Here is an 18160-nt window from a genome sequence, read left to right as displayed (position 1 = left end):
AGCTCGAGGAGCACATCACGAGAGCACCCGATGCATGATCGCAAACAGGCGGAGCAACGTGCTCACCCGTCCGGATCACAAGATCGTCGACAGAACCAAGATCGGAGATGGGAAGGTCGCGAACCGTCCCATCTACGTGGTGATGGCGGTGACGGTGGACGGCACCCGCGACATCCTCGGCATCTGGGCCGGCGACGGCGGCGAGGGAGCCAAGTACCGGCTGCACGTGTTCACCGAGCTGAAGAACCGCGGCCTGGACGACGTGCTCATGCTGGTCTGCGACGGGCTCGAAGGACTCCCCGAAGCCGTGGAGACCGTCTGGCCTCGCACCATCGTCCAGACGTGCGTCGTTCACCTGCTGCGGAACTCGTTCCGTTACGCCGCCCGCCAGGACTGGGACAAGATCGCAGGGGCCCTCAAACCCGTCTACACCGACCGCTCGCCGAGGCGGTGACGGGGCCCGGGGCCGGCCTCGCCGGCGAGGGGGGCATCGTGGAGGGTGCCGCCGCGCGAGCCCCGCCCCCCGTGGCGGCGGAGCCGATGCCGCCGCCCGCCGCGACGGAGCCGATGCCGCCGCCCGCCGCGACGGAACGGGTGCCTCTCGCGGTCACCGCTGCCGCGGGTGCCGGGCCGAGCAGGGCGTACACCGTCAGCGCCAGCCCGAGGAGCCCCGCCGTGCCCCCGGCCACATTCGCCCAGGGATCCGCCGCGTCGACGTCCAGCAGGCCCCCGACGACCAGTCCCACGGCCCCGGCGACGAAGAGGCCGATTCCCGTCCACATCCATGCCCTTGACCGACTCGCCATACGACCATCATGCGGGAGGCCACCGCCCGGCAGGGCCCAGGCGGGCGTTTCCACCCTGACAACTGTCAGGTACCCGCCCGGCAACGCCCCCGGTAGACATGGGCCATGTCAAACAGAGCCAGGAAGGGAACCACCATGAGGAACAAGCTCCGCAACCTGCTGGCCGTGGCCGCCGCGACCGGCACCACCGTGCTCACGGGCGCGACCGGCGCCACCGCCGCCGCTCAGGGGGACTGGGCCGGCTGCCCGGACGGCAACGTCTGCATCTACGCCGAGGGCCGCCTCGAGAACATCGGCGCCGGCGACATCACCAACAAGTACTTCCGCTACGGCACCTACAACCTGTCGAACCAGGTCAACCAGCACTGGGTCCTGAACAACCAGAACGGCCCGTTCGAGGACGCGTACGTGAAGCTGTGCACCGGCTACAACGGCACCGGCGACTGCAGCAAGGTCCTGGGCCCCGGCTACGGGGAGTACCTGAACCTGACCCCGATCAACTCGATCGTCCTGTACCGGTAATTCCCAGCGGCCCCGCGATCTCCTCCGCCATCACCCGGCCCGCCTCGAACTCCAGGGTCTCGTCCCCCATGGCCTGGTCGGTGTCGAGGCCGTCCAGTTCCTCCAGGGGCTGGTTCAGGCAGACATGGGCGACCACCGACTGCAAGGCCCTCAGCGTCGCCGACGCCGTGGAGCCCCAGTTGGAGAAGTAGGAGAACTGCCACCACCACAGGGCCTCGGTGGTGCGGCCGGCACGGTAGTGGGCCATGCCGTGGCGCAGGTCGGTGATGACGTCGGCGAGGTCGTCGGAGATCCGGGCCGGCACGGGGGCCTTACGGGGCTCGTAGGGGTCGAAGACCTCGGAGTAGACGCCGACCGGCTCCAGCAGGCGGGCGAAGTTCTCGCGGAGATGGTCGACGTCCGGTTCCGGGCCCAGGTCGGGCTCGTAGCGCTCGTCGGGGACGATGTCCTCGTGGGCGCCCAGGCGGCCGCCGGCCAGGAGCAGTTGGGAGACCTCCAGGAGGTGGCCAAGGGCACCGCCGAGTCCGGCTCGTCGCCCTTGGCCACCTCCGTCACTGGCGAAGCCGCGGTCGGGTTCGGTGTAGAGGACGAAGTGGGCCCACCCCCGGGCGGGATCGTATACCGGCTGTAAGTCGATCGGCTGGGAGGTCAACTGGTAGGACTCCTTGACGTGTTGGGCCCGCACCGGGGCGGCTGATTCGACAGTGCACCACGACAGCGCACCAGGCCAGAAGGCGAAGCAGCTGAGGTCGGGTATCCCGGAGCCCATGCCTGGGCGAACATTCCTGCGGTGAACCTCCACGCCCGGCCGGGTGAAGCAGTCGTCGATGCCCTCTGCGGCAGGCCGTCTGCCCACTATCCCAAGGAGGGTGATCAAGACTCTGCTGCGCGGGCCGCTCCCGCTCGCCCTCGTTCTCTCTCCGCTCACCCTCCCGGCCGCGCCGGTTCAGGCGGTGCAGCCGATGCTCTCGGAAAACTCACGAGCGCCGCCGAGAGCCGGGATGGCTACGACCGCGCCAAGTTCCGGCACTGGAACACCGGCGAGGATGCCGCCGACGGCTGCGATACCCGTCAGGAAGTCCTGCTCAGTGAGGCCGTCGAGGCACCCGCTGTCGGCCCGGGGTGCGCTCTGACCGGCGGCCGGTGGCTGTCGTACCACGACGGCCAGGCGCTCACCTCTGCCAGCGCTCTGGACATCGACCACATGGTGCCGCTGGCCAAAGCCTGGAACTCGGGCGCCTCCGCCTGGACACCGGCACGCCGCGAGGCCTACGCCAACGACCAGAGGGCCCCCGCCTCGCTGGTCGCGGTCACCGCCCGCAGCAACCGTCAGAAAGCCGACCAGGACCCGGCCCAGTGGCTGCCATCAGCCGCCCACCAGCACTGCCGCTACGCCGCCGAGTGGGTGGGCACGAAACTGCGCTGGAGTCTGACCGCCGATCCGGCCGAACTCGAATCCCTGAAGGTCTTCGCGGGCGGCCCGTGCGAGGAAACCATCGTCGTCGTCACACCAGCCGGCTGACCAAGAACCGGTTCGGCGGCCTCGTTCGCTCCAGAGGTCAGCGGTGGGCTGTGGACGCAGTCCGCCCGATGACCAGCGTGGTGCCAGCGCCGTCAGCCGGTCTTCTTCCACGTCTTGCACCCGGTGGTCTGGAATGCCGCGTCGCTGGCGGAGATCGTCACGGTGGCGGGACCCGCAGTGTTGGAGTTGGCGATGATCTCGTCGAACTCGCCGGACGTTCCGCTCAGCCGTGCCCAGTAGCAGTTTGAAACGACCGAGTCGTCGGGGCCGTCGGTGCGGTAGGTGCCGGGTTTGATGTCCTCGCCGACGACGTACGTCCCGTCACCGGGGATCTCACCGGCCGGGGCCTCCTCCTTGGTCGGGCTCGGGGTGGGGGTGGGGGTGGGGGTGGGCGCCGATGCGGTCTCAGTCGCCGTCGTGGTGGCCGTGGCCGTCGCCGACGGCGCGGTGTCCTTGCTGCCGGAGTCGTCCGCGGTGCTTGAGCCGATGATCGCGCCGATGATGAGGCCGAGGACGGCGGCTGCCGTGTGGGTGAGGACGCCCTTCGCCGATCTCGGTCTGCGTGGGGCGGGCGGCGGCTGTGGTCCCCACTGCGCAGGCTGCTCCGACGGGCCCCAGGGCCGACCTGGGGTGTCTTTGTCGTTCATGACTTCAGCGTGCGCCTGGCGTTGCGGATCCGCATGACAGCGCCTCGTCCACCACACCGTGCCCGCGCTGGCGCTCGGCCCGCCGGCGCCCGGGCCCGCGAGGTCACCGGGCTGTCCGCGCACAACAGCCGCGTTCACGAGCTCGGGCCGTTCGTCTCCGCGCACGGTCAGGCAGCCGCATATCTGCTCTCGGAAGACAGTCGGTCACAGGCGGAGGACTGCACTCCGGCACGATTATCGAACCTCTGCACCATTCCTGGGGTGGCGTGGGTAGGGAGCGAGGGGCAGGCCGGGCAGGGGGTGCGTGAGCGACAGGAGGCACGAGGCGATGGATTTACTCATCTGCACACCGCCTCCGGCTACTCGGCCCGCTACGGCGCCTCCCCTCCTCGGGACCTGGTGGCCCGGGCCGCGGCGCGAGGGATCAGCGCGCTCGCACTCACCGACCGCGACTGCATCACCGGGGCGGTCCGCTTCGTGACGGTCGGCGCCGCCCACGGCGTGCGTCCCGTTCTCGGCGTCGACCTCGCCGTCACCACCGACATCCCCGCGGACGCTGGCGGCTGCGGCCGAAAGCGCCGTACGCCGGTGCGCGGCGGCGCGCACGTCGACGAGCCCCGTCTGCGGATCACCGTGCTCGCGCAGACGGCCGGGGGCTGGGCCCGGCTGTGCCGGATGGTGTCCGCCGCGCGCGCTGTCCGTTCGGTGCGCTGACTACGGGGTGGTAGGCAACTCCCGCAGCCGTGGCGCGGGTTCGGGGCCTCGCTTCTTCGCCTTCACCCGTCCCATCACAGCTCCATCCGATCGCGGTGGCTTCCGCAGGTCCAACGAGGCGACCGCCCACAGCACACGGTCTCGACCCGAGCAGTCCGTGCTCCGCTTCGGCTTCACGACGGACAGTGCGTACTCCCTCGGCCGTGGCGGGGAGCATGCTGACAGCGATCCCGGAATGTCCGGCCTCGTCGAGCAGCTCGTCCCACCGTCTTCATCACAGACCCGTTGTGCCGGACAGGAACTGCCCGGCACAACGAGCCCAGTTAGAACTGCTTCGGGTCGAGGTCCTCGATGTCCTCAGACACCCACTGCCATTCCTGCTGGTCGATGACCCATTCGCCACGGAGCAGCTTGTCGCCGTCCTTCGCCCTCGTCCACGCACACCGTGCCCTGCCCGAGCAGGCCTCGGCCGTCTGGCGGACGGCGTGCCGGACGCGGGTCCGGTGGTGGAAGAAGTCGGCCATGTCCTCACCGCCACCCGCCTGGTCGCTGCCCGAACCGATGCGCGCCGTGCCGGTCAACGACCCGGCGCTGCCTACGGGGTGGGCGGCGCAGTTGAAGTGGGATGGCTACCGTGCGCTGGCCGGCCGGTGGGCCGACGGCCGTGTCGCCGTCCGCAGCCGTCACGGGAGCGACCTGAGTGTGGCGTTCCCGGAGATCGAGGAGGCTGTGCGGCGGCTGCCGGACGATACGGCGGTCGACTGCGAGCTCATCGTGTGGGAGGCGGGCCGGGTCGCGTTCGAGCGTCTCCAGCAGCGCATGCACCACCGCGGCGCGGCCGCCGCCCGCGCGGCCGTCGAGTTCCCGGCGCATCTGGTCGCGTTCGACCTGCTGCGTGTGCACGGTGAGGATCTGACCGGGCGCCCCTTCAGCGAACGCTACGCCGCGCTGGAGGTGTTGTTCCTCGAGGAGGGGCTGGCGGCGCCCTGGTCGCTGTGCCCGACCACCACCGACCCAAAGCAGGCAGCCGCGTGGCTGGCCGACTACACCGCCGTCGGCATCGAGGGCCTGGTGTTCCGGCCCTTGACGGGACAGTATGTGCCGGGCGGGCGTGGCTGGACCAAGTACAAGGCGCGCCAGACCACGGAGGCCCTCGTCGGGGCGGTCACCGGCAGCCTGGAGGTGCCCACCACGGCGCTGTTGGGCCGCTACGACGCGAGTGGGCGTTTGCGGTACGCCGGCCGCACCACCACGCTGGGTGCGGCCGTCCGGCACACCCTCGCCGATCAGCTGCGCACCGGGGACGCCGACCACGCGTGGACGGGGCGCAGCTTCCGTGTGGGGTGGGGCTCGCGGGAGCAGCCGTCGGTGCGCCTGGTCGTGCCCGACGTTGTCGCCGAGGTCGCCGTGGATGTGGCCCGGGACAGCGCCGGACGCTGGCGTCACCCAGTCCGGCTCACGCGTATCCGCACCGACATGGGGCCCGGCGAGGTGCCGCTGTTCGGCGTCTAGCGGGTCAGTCGGCAGGTGTTCCCGTTGCGTCCGTCGCGGACCAGGGCGCCGCTGCGTTCCAGGTTCTGCAGGTGGTAGACCACCGATGCCGGGCTGCGCAGCCCCAGAGCCGCGCCCAGCTCGCGTACCGACAGTGCTTCGCCGCGGTCGAGGATCGCGCGGCGGATCTAGGACAGGACCCTGCTCCTCGCGCACCGTGAAGTGCTCCGGCCGGCGGCTCACCGGGCACCTTCCAACGCCCGCCACTGTCGGCCCTGGCGGCGCAGTTCCGCGCGAGCCGCCGGCACCGTGGTCGTGCGCGTCCAGTACGGGTGCCAGAGCAGCCTCACCGACAGCGCGTACAGGCGGCGACGCAGGGCCGTTGGGCGCAGAGGGCACGTCGCGGGAGACCACTCGCCGGGCAGCTGTGTCGACTTGGCAGCTGAGCACACGCTATGTCCCGCAGGCCGCCGCAACCGCGTCACATAGGTCGTCGTAGGTGGCTGCCAGTTGCTGGAGCGTGGCTGCGGCGGCTTGAGTCACACCCGCGACGAGGCTGTATTGCACGCTGCCGAGCAGACGAGCCTGGAGGCCGGCGATTTCGGCGGCGTCGGGAGCACCGACTTCGGCCAGCCACAGCGACGCGTCGGACAGGCGTCGGGCGCCGACCCGGACGGCGAAGCCCGCCAGATGACCGCGAGTGCGGTCATCCAGCCCGGCTGGCACGTGAGCGGCGAGGCGTTCCACTGCAGCACCTGCCCCCAGAGCGCCGCGCGGTGCTGGGCGTTCGTCTTGTCCGCCACCAGCAAGCCACCGCTGCGCTGTTGGCAGCGAGGACCGCAGTGCCGCGGGGACATCGACCCGACGCACGCGCCGGAATTCGCTGCGCATGGTGAAGGGGCCCGCGCACTCCACCAGCTGGCTGTTCCACGCGGCAGCAAAGGCACCGATGGGCAACGTGGCGAACGGAAAGCCGTCAGGATCGTGGAACAGGACCCTCTCGTCGTCGACGTCGAGCACGACGACCCAGTGGTCACTGCCGTTGGCCTCACCGGCGGACCACGGCTGGTGCAGGAGCAGCCCGATATCGACAGGGCCGACCAGCACTGGTCCCGACCTGCTGGCTTGTCGCAGGCGGCCGATGGCCTCCGTCGCATCGCCGCCACTGGTGCGCTGACATGTCCAGCCGAGCAAATCGATGGCTTGGTCCAGCCCGAGGTCGGGATCCCATCCGAGCGGGTCGAAGTGGGGCAGAGCTCCCTCGGCCCATTGGGCGCCGAACGGAGATCCGGTCAATACCTCGATCGCCGAGGGCGCAGGTGACTCGGCGCCTAGGACCATCGCCAGCGAGTTGGAGTAGCAGTAAGGGGACGAACCGCTGAAGGCAGGTGTCATGCGCAGACCATGGCATTTTCAATTTTTCATGACAAGAAATTCACGGAGGTGGAGCCAGATCAACTTCTTACGCCGTGGAGCCGCTTCTGGGCCGTGCACTGGTGCCCAATGAAGTGCTTACAAACACCAGCCTCGGTCACACCCTGACCTGCCTGTCCGGAAGGGAGCAACTCGCGTACATATCGACGCCAAAGGGGTCCCCGGGAAGTAGGCGCGCCCCAGGATGCGACCGCACCCGGGCGGGCCCGATGCCTCGGTCCGGTGCACGGCTGTGCCCGCCAAGACGGGGGAGCCTGGCGGGCACATGGCCAGTGTGGCACCCGCTCCTGCGCCGTGCGCGGCGAACCGAACCAAAGGTCGCCTGATGGGACTGGGGTCTGACCATCCCGGTGACCGCACCGCGTGCTGGACAGGCTCGGTCAGTCAGGTGGACCCACTTCGGACCCGGGCCACCCCCTCAGCGGAGCCGACCAAGTCCACACAGGACGAAGGCCCAGCTCTCCTTTGGGGAGGAGAAGCGGGCCCAAGACCCGTATACACCAAATTTCGGGTCTCTGTGAGATGAGGTCTGTGTAAGAGTTTGTTGTCTTTCCGGACTTGAGGGCGGCGTTTTCGCTGGTCAGGAGTAGGGGCGGTGATTCTGTGGGAGTCGTGACCTGTCATGTCGTCGCTCCCCGGGAGGTTGCGGATGCCGTCGGTTGTCGGACTGCTGGAACAGCACGAGCTCGCAGCTCGCTGTCGGGTCGACGGGCTGCGTGAGGAGGCCGACCGTATCCAGGCCGAACTGGCCCTGGCCGAGCTGGAATGGCAGGAGTGGGTGATCGCCCGCAGGCGGGTCGATGCGGTGCTGGCTCCGGACGGCGGCGGCAGCACCGCCGGCACGGAGGTCCCGGATCCGCGGGCTGCGGGCGTGCCGTCGGCGCCCCGGGATGCGGCGAAGCCGAAGTCGCAGGTGCCGGTGTGGCGTGAGGGGCTGGCCTGGTCAGTGCTGTCGGTGGACTACCAGCGCATTCTGCAGGCGCTCGCGGACCGGGACCAGCTCCATCAAGGGCCGCTGACCTGCCAGGAGATGGCCGTGATGTTCGGTCTGGACGCGGTGCCGGCCAAGGTGGAGGCACTGCGGTCGAAGGCGAAACGCCTGGTCGCCCGCGGCTGGCTGGCTGAGAGGGCGCCGGGCCGGTTCATGCTCGCGAAGGCCGTGGCTGGGCAAGGCGGCGAGTCATGAGCAGGGTCATCGACCAGTAGATCATCGCCTCCGCGCTGGTGGTGCGGCGTTCGTAGTCGCGTGCCAGGCGGCGGGTGCGCATCAGGTGGGCGAAGAGACGCTCGACGATCCACCGCTTGGGCAGGACCACGAAGCCGCGCATGTCGTCGCTGCGTTTGACGATCGCGAGGACCAGGGCGAGCGTGGCCAGGCAGTACTCGACGAGGGGGCCGGTGTAACCGCCGTCGGCCCAGACCAGCTCCAACTGGTGGTGTGCGTCGGCGACTTGCCGCAGCAGGACCTGGGCGGCGGCGCGGTCGCCGGTGTCCGCGGCGGTGACCATCACGCCCAGCAGCAGGCCGAGGGTGTCGACCACGACGTGCCGCTTGCGGCCGTTGATCAGCTTGCCGCCGTCGAAGCCGCGGCTGTCGGAGCCGACGACGGCATCCGCTTTGACGGACTGCGAGTCGATCACGCCGGCCGTCGGCTCCGCATCCCGCCCCTCCCTCTGGCGGATCCTTGCGCGTAGCCGGTCGTGGAACTCCTTGACCAGGGCGTGGTCGCGCCAGCGGCGGAAGAATGCGTATGCCCGGTCCCACGGCGGGAAGTCGGCGGGCATCGCCCGCCGCTTGATGCCGTTGTCGACGAGGTAGCGGATCGCGTCCAGTATCGCCCGGTGGCAGTACGCCTCCGGCTGCCCGCCCCGGCCACGCAACCAGCCGGGCACCGGCAGCAGCGGCCGGACCACGGCCCACTCCGCGTCCGTCATGTCCGAGGGATACCGCCGAACACGTTCCGGGTGATCGGCCGCGTTTCCGAATCGGTGAGCGACACAATCACACGTCGGTGCAGCCGAGTTGAATTCCACCGGCGCGAGCACGTACAACTGCGGCAACAGGGTCTCCTGGATCTCGGTTGGCTTCGCAACCCCGAGCTACCAAGAGGCCCTGCCTTCATGCCCGCGACCAGCTGCGATCACCCGATCGAGACTCCCGTTCGACACACATCCCTCAAGATCGGAACGACAACAGCTACTGAGGGCCTCCCGCGCCCTGACGTGGCTGTTGGCGTCCATGGCCGCAACTGTTCTCGCCCTGGTTGTGATCGGCCTGCCTATCCAGGACCCTCAGCCGCACACCACCGGCACCCTCACTCATGGGCGCACCATCGCGGTGACCACAGACACCCCGGCCCCCGCCGAGGTAACCGGTCCCCTGGCGCGGCGAGTCAGCCGCGACCGCGTGGAAAAGGCCACACGGGTCGTGGTCAACTCCGTGGTCTTCCGCTCCAGCGGCCAGAACCTGACCACCGTGGGCACCTATATCGAGATGGCTTCTCGCCTGGCCGAGCCAGTGCTGCTCGGTCTGGCTGCCTTGGCCATCCGCGGCCGGGTCAAACGCTGACCCATGCCCAGCGCCAGCATCCGCCTCACCCTCGACCAGGGCACCACCGTGGTCCTGCTACCAACACTCCTACAGGCCGGAGCAGTTCACGGAGATGTCCGGGCCGCTCTGGGGCGGATTGGTAAGGGGTAGAAGACCACAGGCCGGGAAGCAGCGGGGTCAGGGCGCTTCGCCCTCAGCCTGCTGGAGCTTCAGCCGCTCCAGCCGACCGACCGCGTTCAGTGTGTACGGATGCTCCGACCCCAACACCCGGCGGCTCCTCTCCAGCGTCTCTTCCCCCAACACCACCGCCTCATCGATCCGACCCACCTCCGCCAGGTAGGCAGCCAGGTTGGACGCTGTGCGCAGCGTGTTCGGATGCTCCGATCCCAACACCCGACGCTGCACCTCCAGCGTCTCCTCCCCCAACACCAGCCCTTCGTCCACCCGCCCCACATCCGTCAGCCGGATGGCCAGGTTGTACGCCGTGAGCAGCGTGTCCGGATGCTCCGACCCCAACACCCGACGCTGCACCTCCAGCGTCTCCTCCCCCAACACCACCGCCTCCTCCATCCGACCCACAGCCGCCAACTCGACGGCCAGCCCGGTCGCCGTGCGCAGTGTGTATGGATGCTCCAACCCCCACACCCGGCGGCTCGTCTCCAGAGTCTTCTCCTCCAAGGCGAGGGCTTCCTCATGCTGTCCCAGCTCCCACAGCTCGACGGCAAGGCTGTGGGCGCTGGCCAGGGTGTGGGGATGGTCGTCACCGTAGAGGCGTCGGCGGCGGGCGAGGGAGTCTTCGTCCAGGGTGCGGGCGCGTTCGTGGTCCTGCGTGTCGGCGTAGGCACGGGCCAGGTTGTGGGCGGCCCACAGGGTGTCGTCGTGGTCGGGGCCCAGCTGCTGCAGGCAGGCGTCATACAGCCGTTGCAGCCGTTCCCGGGCCGGGCCGGCCTGCCCGCGCTCCATCAGATACCAGCACGCCTCCAACACCACGAACCGGCCCAGGCTGGTGGTGAGCCGGGTAAGGTCGATGGCCATGGCGTGCGGGAGCAGGACCTGCCAGGCCGGCCAGAAGCGCGGCTCACCGAAGTCACCGGGGTCGGCCGCTGCCACGAGTGCTTCGGCATCGGCCCTCGCCTGGTCGTGCTCCTGGCTGGTCATCTGGCCCGCGAGTATCTCCTGGGTGAGGCGATGCAGCTGCAGGGTGCCGCCCTGGACGCGGGCCACACCATGCCGGGCTACCGCCTCCACCACACCCACCGCACCCAGCCGCGAACCCACCGCTTCTTTCAGGAGCGTGGAGGTCTGGTCGGGGAGGTGGCCGGCGCAGGCGGTGAGGGGGAAGGGCTCGGGTGCCAGCAGGGCCAGCGCATCCACCACCGCGGCCGCGCCGGGATGCTCGGTCTCCAGGCGGGTGCGGGTCAGGCGGACCTGCGCCGCCAGCGCGGTCGGGTAACCGGACGGGTGGGCTTGCGCCATCACCTGCACCAGGTTCGCCGCCAGCTCCTCCTTCAGATCCGCCGCCGCCAGACCTCGGGTCAGCAGTGCGGCCGCCTGCGCGAGCGCCAGCGGGAGGTCGTCCAGGGTCGCGGCGATGTCGTCGGCGTCCGCATCGGTGAGAACGGCGCCCTGGGCACGCAGCAATGCCACCGATTCGGTGCGGGAGAGGGTGTCGACGTCGAGGGGAACGGCGTAGCTGTTCCAGTGCGGGGTGCGGGAGGTGATCAGCACATGGCCCCTCCCGCCCGGCAGGAACGGGGCGAGGGCGTCGGGGTGTTCGGCGTTGTCGAAGACGAGGAGCCAGCGGTCCCGGGTGCGCAACTGGCGCAGCAGGGCCGCGACCGCCTCGGCCGCAGGGGTTGCTGAGGGTACGAGCTCTTTGTCCACGGCCAGCCGGGCCAGCTGGTCGGGGATCAGAGTGGGGTCTTCGGCCGGGATCCACCAGGCGCATTCGTAGGCGCCGGCGAAGCGGTGTGCGTATTCGATGGCGAGCTGTGTCTTGCCGACCCCGCCCCGGCCGTGCAGCGCCTGAACGGCGACGCGTTGGTCGGCGGCCAGCGCCTTGCGCAGGTCGGCCAGGAGACTGTCGCGGCCGGTGAAGGCCGCATTGCGGGCCGGCAGGTTCCATACCCGCGGCAGGCTGCCGGGCAGCCGCGGACCACTGTCGCTACCCGACCGGGTCCGCATTCCCTGCGGACGCGGGGGTGGTGTGCCGGGTCTGGTGGGGCCGTTCACCGCGCGCAGTAGTACCTGGCGGGCCTCGTTGTCGTCCAGGCCGAACAGGTCCGGGGCCAGCAGGGAACTCAGGATCGCCGGCGCGGTGGCCATGGCGATACGGACCGGGACAATCTTATCCTTCCGGGCCAGGGCCGCGGTCCACTCCGGGGTGGTGAACCGCTCGAGCTCGAAGTAGGCCGGGGAGAACAACGCCAGTATCCGGCCCCGCTCCAGGGCGGCGTTCATCTTCAGGACGAAGTTGTCGCCCGCACCCCAGTCCCAGTAATCCAGCTCCACCCGATGCCCGGCATCCTCAAGCTGCCAGGCGATCCACTCCGCCCACGCCCGATCCGCACCCGCATGACTGATGAACCACACCTGGTCCGACGTGCCGTCAGACGCCCCCGCACCCGTCATCCGTGGTCCCCCGCGCCGTGCCGCCGTACGTCACGAACCAGCCTATGAGCAGCGGTCCTTGACCGGCCCTGCGTTCACCAGCATCCACCCAGGCTTCGCGAAGGTCCGGGTGGGTCCGCGTCGCACGCCGTCGATACGGACCCACTGCGCTAGCCACGCAGTGCCTCGACAGAGCTGCCCCCGCCAAGACGGGGGAGCCTGGCGGACGCACCAACAGTCTGGCACGCGACGGCCAGCCGTTCTGCCGGTACGAGCAGCGCAGCTGCACCGCGGCCAAGAACCAATGAAGGCGCCGCCGGAGATCGACCCCGGGCAGGCTCCGGACTGGGAGAGAAACTGGCAGCGCTCGTATCAGCTCCTGCTCGCGCACGTGAAGGCGGTCGTCCAAGGCGGGGATCTCGGGGTATGGATCGCTGGGTGGGACAAGCTCGTGCCCGTCCAGCAGTACCTGCTGGAGACGATCGGTGTCGATCCCGAGGGTGTGGCGATGGGTCCGGTACGGCGCTCACAGAGGGACCGGTGGGCGGCCAACCTCAAGGCCGCCCGTCAGTTCCACGCTCGGGAAGGGCACTTGCAGCCGGCGCGCAAGCACGTCGAGATCATCGACGGCGAGGAGATCAAGCTCGGGTCCTTCCTGGACAACGCCCGACGTCGTGCCGGGAAGCTGTCCGCAGAGCGGCGTGCGGACCTCGATGCCCTCGGCATACGCTGGTAGACGCCATGGGGCGGGAGATCCCGATGGAGTCACTCCCCTGCCCCGGGCCCCTCCTGCTGTTCGCGCAACGACTCCAGCAACGCGGCGGTGCGGCGTGTGGCGGGATGATCCACGCCCAGCACCCGACGCCGGCGCTCGAGCGTCTCCTCCCCCAGAGCACGCGCCTCCCCCACCCGACCTACACCCCGCAGACCGACGGCCAGGTTGTTCGCCGTGGTCAGGGTGTCCGGATGATTCTCACCCAGCACCCGACGCCGACGCTCCAGCGTCTGCTCCCCCAACACCACCGCCTCCGCCACCCGACCCACATCCCGCAGATCGACGGCCAGATTGTTCGCCGTGGTCAGGGTGTCCGGATGATTCTCACCCAGCACCCGACGCCGACGCTCCAGCGTCTGCTCCCCCAGAACACGCGCCTCCCCCACCCGGCCCACACCCGCCAGGTCGATGGCCAGGTTCGACGCCGTACGCAGGGTGTCGGGATGATCCACACCCAACATCCGCCGCCGGCGCTCCAGCGTCTCCTCCCCCAACGCCACCGCCTCCTCCACCCGACCCACATCCGCCAGCCGGTTGGCCAGGTTGTACGCCGTACTCAGGGTTTCGGGATGATCCACACCCACCACACGCTGCTGTCCCACCAGCGTCTCCTCCTCCAACACCAACGCCTCCTCCACCCGACCCACCTCCGCCAGATCGAGGGCCAGGTTCGACGCCGTACGCAGGGTGTCGGGATGATCCACACCCAGCAGCCGCCGCCAGCCGGCCAGCGCTTCCTCGTGCAAGGCCAGGGCTTCCTCGTATCGGCCCAGTGCCCTGAGCCGGTTGGCGAGGTTGTCGGCGCTGGTCAGGGTGTCGAAGTGGTCGTCGCCGTGGAGGCGTCGGCGGCGGGCGAGGGTGTCTTCGTCCAGGGCGCGGGCGCGTTCTGGGTCCTGGGTGTCGTGGTAGGCGCGGGCCAGGTGGTTGGCGGCCCTCAGGGTGTCGTCGTGGTCGGGGCCCAGCTGCTGCAGCCAGGTGTCGTACAGGAGCTGCAGGCGGTCCCGGGCGGGGTGGTGCTGGCCGCGGTCCATCAGGTACCAGCACGCGCGACCGAGCGCACTCCGTCCGTCGGTGGTGGTGAGGGAGGCCGGGTCCACGGCCAGCAGGTGTGGCAGCAGCGCCTGCCACACCTGCCACCCCACCGGATCGGACGGATCTTTGGGGGCCGCCGCAGTCAGGAGGGCTTCCGTATCCCGTTGCGCCTGCTCGCGCTGGGACGGGGTCAGCTGATCGGCCAGCACGGCCTGCGTCAGGCGATGCAGCTGGACGGTGCCGTTCTGGGCACGGGCGAGACCGTGCCGGGCGATGGCCTCCACCACACTCCCGGTACGCAGCCGCGATGCCAAGGCCTCACTCAGTGCGGGGGAGGTCTGATCGGGCAGCTGGCCGACGCATGCGGTCAGGGGAAAGGACTCGGGAGCCAGCAGCGCGAGCGCGGCCAACACCGTCGCAGCGCCCGCGTGGTCGGCTGCCAGACGGGCGGCGGTCAGCCGGACCTGCGCGGCCAGGGACACCGGATAGTCATCCGGGCATCCCTCGGCCAGCACCTCGTCGATGCTGCGGGCGAGTTCGGCCTGCAGATCGGCCGCCGACAGGCCCCGGGTGAGCAGGGCCGCGGCCTGCGCGAGCGCCAGCGGCAGGTCGTCCAGGGTATGGGCGAGGCGGTCGGCCTCCGCGTCAGGAAGGACCGCGCCCTGGGCGCGCAGCAGGGCGACGGACTCGGTGTGGGGCAGGGTGTCCACGTCCAGGGGGAAGGCGCGGGTGCGCCAGTTCGGGTTCCGGGACGTGATCACCACATGCCCCCGGCCGCCAGGAAGGAACGCGGCAAGGGCGGCGGGGTCTTCGGCGTTGTCGAAGACCAGCAGCCAGCGAGCGCGGGTGCGCAGCTCCCGCAGCAGGGCAGCCACCGCATCCACGGAGGGTGTCCCCGCCGGCACGAGCTCCTTCTCGACGGCCAGCAGCGCCAACTGGTCCGGGATCAGAGCGGGCTCTTCGGCCGGGATCCACCAGGCGAGTTCGTACTCGCCGGCGAACCGGTGCGCGTACTCGATCGCCAGCTGGGTTTTCCCGACCCCGCCGCGGCCGTGCAGGGCCTGGACCGCCACCCGGTTGTCTTCCACAAGCTGCTGACGCAGGTGGACCAACAGGGTGTCGCGGCCGGTGAAAGCGGCGTTGCGGGCCGGCACATTCCACACCGGCGGCAAAGACCCCGGCAGCCGCGGGCCTCTGTCCCCCGCCCGGGCCGGCATCCCCTGCGGCCGCGCCGGCGGTGTCGTGGGGCGGACGGCACCTTTCACCGCGCGCAGCAGGGCCTCGCGGGCACCGTGGTCGTCCAGGCCGAACAGAGCAGGGGCGAGCAACGGGCGCAGGATGGGGGGTGGAGTGGTGTCGGCGATACGGACCGGGACGATCTTCTCCCGCATGGCCATCATCGCGGTCCACTCCGGGGTGGTGAACCGCTCGAGCTCGAAATACGCCGGGGAGAACAAGGCGAGCAGCCGGCCACGCTCCAGCGCGGCATTCATCTTCAGGACGAAGTTGTCGCCCGCACCCCAGTCCCAGTAGTCCAACTCCACCTGCAGGCCCGCGTCCATCAGCTGCCAGGCGATCCACTCCGCCCACGCCCGATCCGCCCCCGCATGACTGATGAACCACACCTGGTCCGACGCGCTGTCAGACGCCCCCGTATCCGTCATCCGTGCCCCCGTGCCGTGCCGCCGTACGCCACCAACCACCCTATGACCAGCAGCCCTTGACCGGCCCCGCGTTCACCAGCATCCGTACAGGACCGTCGAGAAGGGCCCGGGTGCGTCCGCGGCACACGCCGTCGACACGGTCCCGCTGTCTTGCCCCACGAAAGATCGCCTCGACAGAGCTGCGCCCGCCAAGACGGGGGAGCCTGGCGGACGCACCAACAGTCTGGCACGCAACGGCCAACTGTTCTGCCGGAACGAGCAGCGCAGCCGCACCGAGGCCAAGAACCCATAGAGGCGCCGGAGTGGGAGATCGACTGGCAGCGCTGCTACCGGCTCACCCTCGCGCACGTGCAAGCCGGGGGCGCGCTCCCGGCCGGGCCGGGAGACGTCGTCGCCCAGGGCGAAGACCTCGCCGTGTGCATCGCCGGACAGGTAGCCGGATGGGACAGACTCGTGCCCGCGCAGCGGTAACTGCTGGAGACGATCGGCGTGGATCCCGAGGGCGAGGGCGTGGCGGTAGCTCTGGCGCGGCGGTCGCAGAGCGACCGGTGGGCGGCCAACCTGGCGGCCGCCCGTCAGTTCCACGCCCGGGAAGGGCACTTGCAGCCGGCCCGCAAGCACATCGAGACCGTCGACGGCGAAGAGTGTCAGCGGTCAAACAATTCGGCTCTGTCGGAGATCTTGTGATGTCACCTGCCTGAGCGGGGCATCTACCGAGTGTGCGGTTCAGGGGTTTTGGGGCGGTTGCTGCCGCATTTAGCTGGTGTGGTGGTCGAGTCGATCGAGCGTGCGACCGGAACGGTCACGTTCTGCGCTCACTCTGCAGTGCCGACGGCGAGGTGCCCAAGATGCGGGGTGGTGTCGTGGCGTGTGCACGGCCGGTACGCGCGCCGGCTTGCTGACGCGCCCGTCGGCGGAGCCTCGGCCATGGTCGAACTCGTGGTGCGCCGGTTCAAGTGCCTCAATCCGCAGTGCCCGGCGGTGACGTTCACCGAGCAGATCGAGGGTCTGACCAGCCCGCATGCCCGGTACACGCCGCTGCTGCGCACGCTGCTCACGTCGATCGCCGCGTCTCTGGCGGGCCGGCCCGGGGCACGGCTCGCGGCCGCGCTGAGCATCCGCGTCGCCAAGGACAAGCTCCTGGAACTCCTCCGCGGGTTACCGGAGTTACCGCTCGTCAGCGTGCGCGTCCTCGGGGTCGACGACTTCGCGCTACGCAAGGGCGACTCGTACGCCACAATCCTGGTGGACCTGGAAGAACGGCGCCCGGTCGATGTGCTGCCGGGCCGGGACTCCGAGCCGCTCGCCGACTGGCTGCGCGGCCATCCGGAAGTCGAGGTGATCTGCCGTGACCGGGCCGGCGCCTACGCCGAAGGTTCCCGGAGCGGGGCTCCGCAGGCCCGGCAGGTGGCGGACGCCTGGCACCTGCTGCGCAACCTCGCCGAAGCGGTGGAGAAGACGGTCGGTGCCCATCACCAGTGCATCCGCACGGCGTTCACGACACCCCCGGCCGTCACGGAGTCCGCCACGGCTCTCAAGGGGACGGCGGAGCCACCGCCGGAAGGGATGCCGTTCGTCCCGCCGGACGGCACCCGGGACGTCCTCGGGCACCCGAGGCGGCTGGTGGCCCGCACCACCGAGCGATACACAGCGGTGCAGCATCTGATGTCCGAGGGCAAGTCCCTGGCCGCGATCAGCCGCCAGCTACGGCTGGACCACTCCACCGTCCGGCGCTTCGCCCGTGCCCGGAATCTCGACGAACTGCTCGTCAAGGCCATCAACCGGGCATCCATCCTCGACGAACACAAGCCCTACCTGCACATGCGCTGGTCGGAGGGCTGCCACGACGTCCCACAGCTGCACCGCGAACTGCGCGCACGTGGCTTCACCGGCGACATCCAGTGCGTCCGCCGCTACTTCCGCCCCTTCAAAAAGCCGCACAGCCCCAGCCGAAGAACCCGCCCGCGCCCGCTCCCGAGCTGCGGCCCGCACCGAAACCCCGGCGCGTCGTCCGCTGGATCATGACCAACCCCGGACACCTCGCCGAGACCGACGCAGCCGAGCTCAAAGGGATCCGGGCCGCCTGCCCCCACCTCGATGCCATCGCACGCCACGTGCGCGACTTCGCCGACATGATGCGCGATCTGCGCGGCGACGACCTGCCCACGTGGATGGATCGCGTCCTCACCGATGACCTGCCCGCTCTGCACTCCCTGGTCAACGGCATGAAGCGAGACCTGGACGCCGTCACCGCCGGCCTGTCCACGCCCTGGAGCTCAGGCCAGGTCGAAGGCCACGTGACCAGGGCCAAACTCCTCAAGCGCATGGGCTATGGGCGCGCGAACCTCGACCTTCTTCGCCGACGCATACTCCTCGGCCCGTGAGATCACCCG

15 protein-coding genes and 3 pseudogenes are annotated in these 18160 nt (G+C 70.0%); 10 read left to right on the top strand and 8 right to left on the bottom strand.

The annotated features are described in order from the left end of the window. Positions 1–97 precede the first annotated feature (97 nt). Positions 98–433, top strand: a pseudogene (locus tag QF037_RS48145) (transposase); the annotation flags it as partial. 508 nt (positions 434–941) lie between these two features. After that, positions 942–1328 (top strand): hypothetical protein, encoded by a 387-nt coding sequence (locus QF037_RS48140; RefSeq protein WP_307036596.1) that lies wholly within the window; start codon positions 942–944, stop codon positions 1326–1328. Here the strand turns inward: QF037_RS48140 and QF037_RS48135 are convergent. Further along, positions 1303–1883, bottom strand: a pseudogene (locus tag QF037_RS48135) (DUF5063 domain-containing protein); the annotation flags it as partial. The gene QF037_RS48140 and the pseudogene QF037_RS48135 sit on opposite strands and share 26 nt — an antisense overlap. A gap of 235 nt (positions 1884–2118) precedes the next feature. Between QF037_RS48135 and QF037_RS48130 the strand changes: the two are divergent. Then, positions 2119–2850: an HNH endonuclease family protein gene (locus tag QF037_RS48130; RefSeq protein WP_373463919.1), complete on the top strand. Its 732-nt coding sequence runs from the start codon at positions 2119–2121 to the stop codon at positions 2848–2850. Positions 2851–2942: 92 nt separating this feature from the next. Here QF037_RS48130 and QF037_RS48125 read toward each other — a convergent pair whose 3' ends face one another. Then, the gene (locus QF037_RS48125) at positions 2943–3497 is read right to left on the bottom strand and encodes a hypothetical protein (protein ID WP_307036594.1); all 555 of its coding nucleotides are present in this window, start codon (positions 3495–3497) and stop codon (positions 2943–2945) included. A 300-nt stretch (positions 3498–3797) separates the two neighbouring features. Here QF037_RS48125 and QF037_RS48120 point away from each other — a divergent pair. After that, a pseudogene (locus tag QF037_RS48120) lies at positions 3798–4193 on the top strand (PHP domain-containing protein); the annotation flags it as partial. A gap of 341 nt (positions 4194–4534) precedes the next feature. Here QF037_RS48120 and QF037_RS48115 read toward each other — a convergent pair. Beyond that, a complete protein-coding gene (locus QF037_RS48115) occupies positions 4535–4735 on the bottom strand; it encodes a hypothetical protein (protein WP_307036592.1) in 201 nt (66 codons plus the stop codon). On the opposite strand from QF037_RS48115, the gene QF037_RS48110 reads away from it, so the two are divergent. Then, entirely contained in the window at positions 4734–5723 is a 990-nt protein-coding gene (locus tag QF037_RS48110) for an ATP-dependent DNA ligase (RefSeq protein WP_307036590.1), read from the top strand. The two genes, QF037_RS48115 and QF037_RS48110, sit on opposite strands and share 2 nt — an antisense overlap. On the opposite strand, the gene QF037_RS51275 is transcribed toward QF037_RS48110, so the two are convergent. Further along, positions 5720–5878, bottom strand: coding sequence for a LexA family transcriptional regulator (locus tag QF037_RS51275; protein WP_373464000.1), 159 nt, complete (start codon positions 5876–5878; stop codon positions 5720–5722). The genes QF037_RS48110 and QF037_RS51275 overlap by 4 nt on opposite strands. Positions 5879–6155: 277 nt before the next feature. Next, positions 6156–7097, bottom strand: a complete 942-nt coding sequence (locus QF037_RS48105; protein WP_307036589.1) for a hypothetical protein — start codon at positions 7095–7097, stop codon at positions 6156–6158. A 688-nt stretch (positions 7098–7785) separates the two neighbouring features. Between QF037_RS48105 and QF037_RS48100 the strand changes: the two genes are divergently transcribed. Beyond that, positions 7786–8322 carry a hypothetical protein gene (locus QF037_RS48100; protein ID WP_307036586.1) on the top strand — a complete coding sequence of 179 codons (537 nt, stop codon included), beginning with the start codon at positions 7786–7788 and terminating at the stop codon, positions 8320–8322. Here QF037_RS48100 and QF037_RS48095 read toward each other — a convergent pair. Further along, positions 8279–9070, bottom strand: a complete 792-nt coding sequence (locus QF037_RS48095; RefSeq protein ID WP_307036584.1) for an IS5 family transposase — start codon at positions 9068–9070, stop codon at positions 8279–8281. The genes QF037_RS48100 and QF037_RS48095 overlap by 44 nt on opposite strands. Positions 9071–9374: 304 nt before the next feature. Between QF037_RS48095 and QF037_RS48090 the strand changes: the two genes are divergently transcribed. Then, positions 9375–9704 (top strand): hypothetical protein, encoded by a 330-nt coding sequence (locus QF037_RS48090; protein WP_307036581.1) that lies wholly within the window; start codon positions 9375–9377, stop codon positions 9702–9704. Between the two features lie 159 nt (positions 9705–9863). Here the strand turns inward: QF037_RS48090 and fxsT (QF037_RS48085) are convergent, their stop codons facing one another. Then, entirely contained in the window at positions 9864–12317 is a 2454-nt protein-coding gene (fxsT, locus tag QF037_RS48085) for an FxSxx-COOH system tetratricopeptide repeat protein (protein ID WP_307036579.1), read from the bottom strand. 283 nt (positions 12318–12600) lie between these two features. Between fxsT (QF037_RS48085) and QF037_RS48080 the strand changes: the two genes are divergently transcribed. After that, the gene (locus tag QF037_RS48080) at positions 12601–13032 is read left to right on the top strand and encodes a helicase associated domain-containing protein (RefSeq protein ID WP_307036578.1); all 432 of its coding nucleotides are present in this window, start codon (positions 12601–12603) and stop codon (positions 13030–13032) included. Positions 13033–13061: 29 nt separating this feature from the next. On the opposite strand, the gene fxsT (QF037_RS48075) is transcribed toward QF037_RS48080, so the two are convergent. Beyond that, positions 13062–15767, bottom strand: coding sequence for an FxSxx-COOH system tetratricopeptide repeat protein (gene fxsT / locus QF037_RS48075; RefSeq protein WP_307036576.1), 2706 nt, complete (start codon positions 15765–15767; stop codon positions 13062–13064). 717 nt (positions 15768–16484) lie between these two features. On the opposite strand from fxsT (QF037_RS48075), the gene QF037_RS48070 reads away from it, so the two are divergent. After that, on the top strand, positions 16485–17792 hold the full coding sequence (locus tag QF037_RS48070) for an ISL3 family transposase (RefSeq protein ID WP_307036574.1): 1308 nt from the start codon (positions 16485–16487) through the stop codon (positions 17790–17792). After that, positions 17789–18151, top strand: a complete 363-nt coding sequence (locus QF037_RS48065; protein ID WP_307036572.1) for a transposase — start codon at positions 17789–17791, stop codon at positions 18149–18151. Before QF037_RS48070 ends, QF037_RS48065 begins: the two co-directional genes overlap by 4 nt. Positions 18152–18160 lie beyond the last annotated feature (9 nt).

It is taken from the genome of Streptomyces canus (genome assembly GCF_030815415.1).
GTDB classification, from domain to species: Bacteria; Actinomycetota; Actinomycetes; order Streptomycetales; family Streptomycetaceae; genus Streptomyces; species Streptomyces canus_F.
The sequence above is the reverse complement of the archived record's forward strand: the minus strand, read 5'-3'. Positions and strand labels throughout refer to the sequence as shown.

Coding starts and splice junctions, on each gene's coding strand:
- fxsT (WP_307036579.1), bottom strand. CDS start 12,317: ATGACGGGTGCGGGGGCGTCTGACGGCACGTCGGACCAGGTGTGGTTC.
- QF037_RS48095 (WP_307036584.1), bottom strand. CDS start 9,070: ATGACGGACGCGGAGTGGGCCGTGGTCCGGCCGCTGCTGCCGGTGCCC.
- QF037_RS48140 (WP_307036596.1), top strand. CDS start 942: ATGAGGAACAAGCTCCGCAACCTGCTGGCCGTGGCCGCCGCGACCGGC.
- QF037_RS48115 (WP_307036592.1), bottom strand. CDS start 4,735: ATGGCCGACTTCTTCCACCACCGGACCCGCGTCCGGCACGCCGTCCGC.
- QF037_RS48105 (WP_307036589.1), bottom strand. CDS start 7,097: ATGACACCTGCCTTCAGCGGTTCGTCCCCTTACTGCTACTCCAACTCG.
- QF037_RS48125 (WP_307036594.1), bottom strand. CDS start 3,497: ATGAACGACAAAGACACCCCAGGTCGGCCCTGGGGCCCGTCGGAGCAG.
- QF037_RS48110 (WP_307036590.1), top strand. CDS start 4,734: ATGTCCTCACCGCCACCCGCCTGGTCGCTGCCCGAACCGATGCGCGCC.
- QF037_RS48065 (WP_307036572.1), top strand. CDS start 17,789: ATGACCAACCCCGGACACCTCGCCGAGACCGACGCAGCCGAGCTCAAA.
- QF037_RS48080 (WP_307036578.1), top strand. CDS start 12,601: ATGAAGGCGCCGCCGGAGATCGACCCCGGGCAGGCTCCGGACTGGGAG.
- QF037_RS48090 (WP_307036581.1), top strand. CDS start 9,375: ATGGCCGCAACTGTTCTCGCCCTGGTTGTGATCGGCCTGCCTATCCAG.
- fxsT (WP_307036576.1), bottom strand. CDS start 15,767: ATGACGGATACGGGGGCGTCTGACAGCGCGTCGGACCAGGTGTGGTTC.
- QF037_RS48100 (WP_307036586.1), top strand. CDS start 7,786: ATGCCGTCGGTTGTCGGACTGCTGGAACAGCACGAGCTCGCAGCTCGC.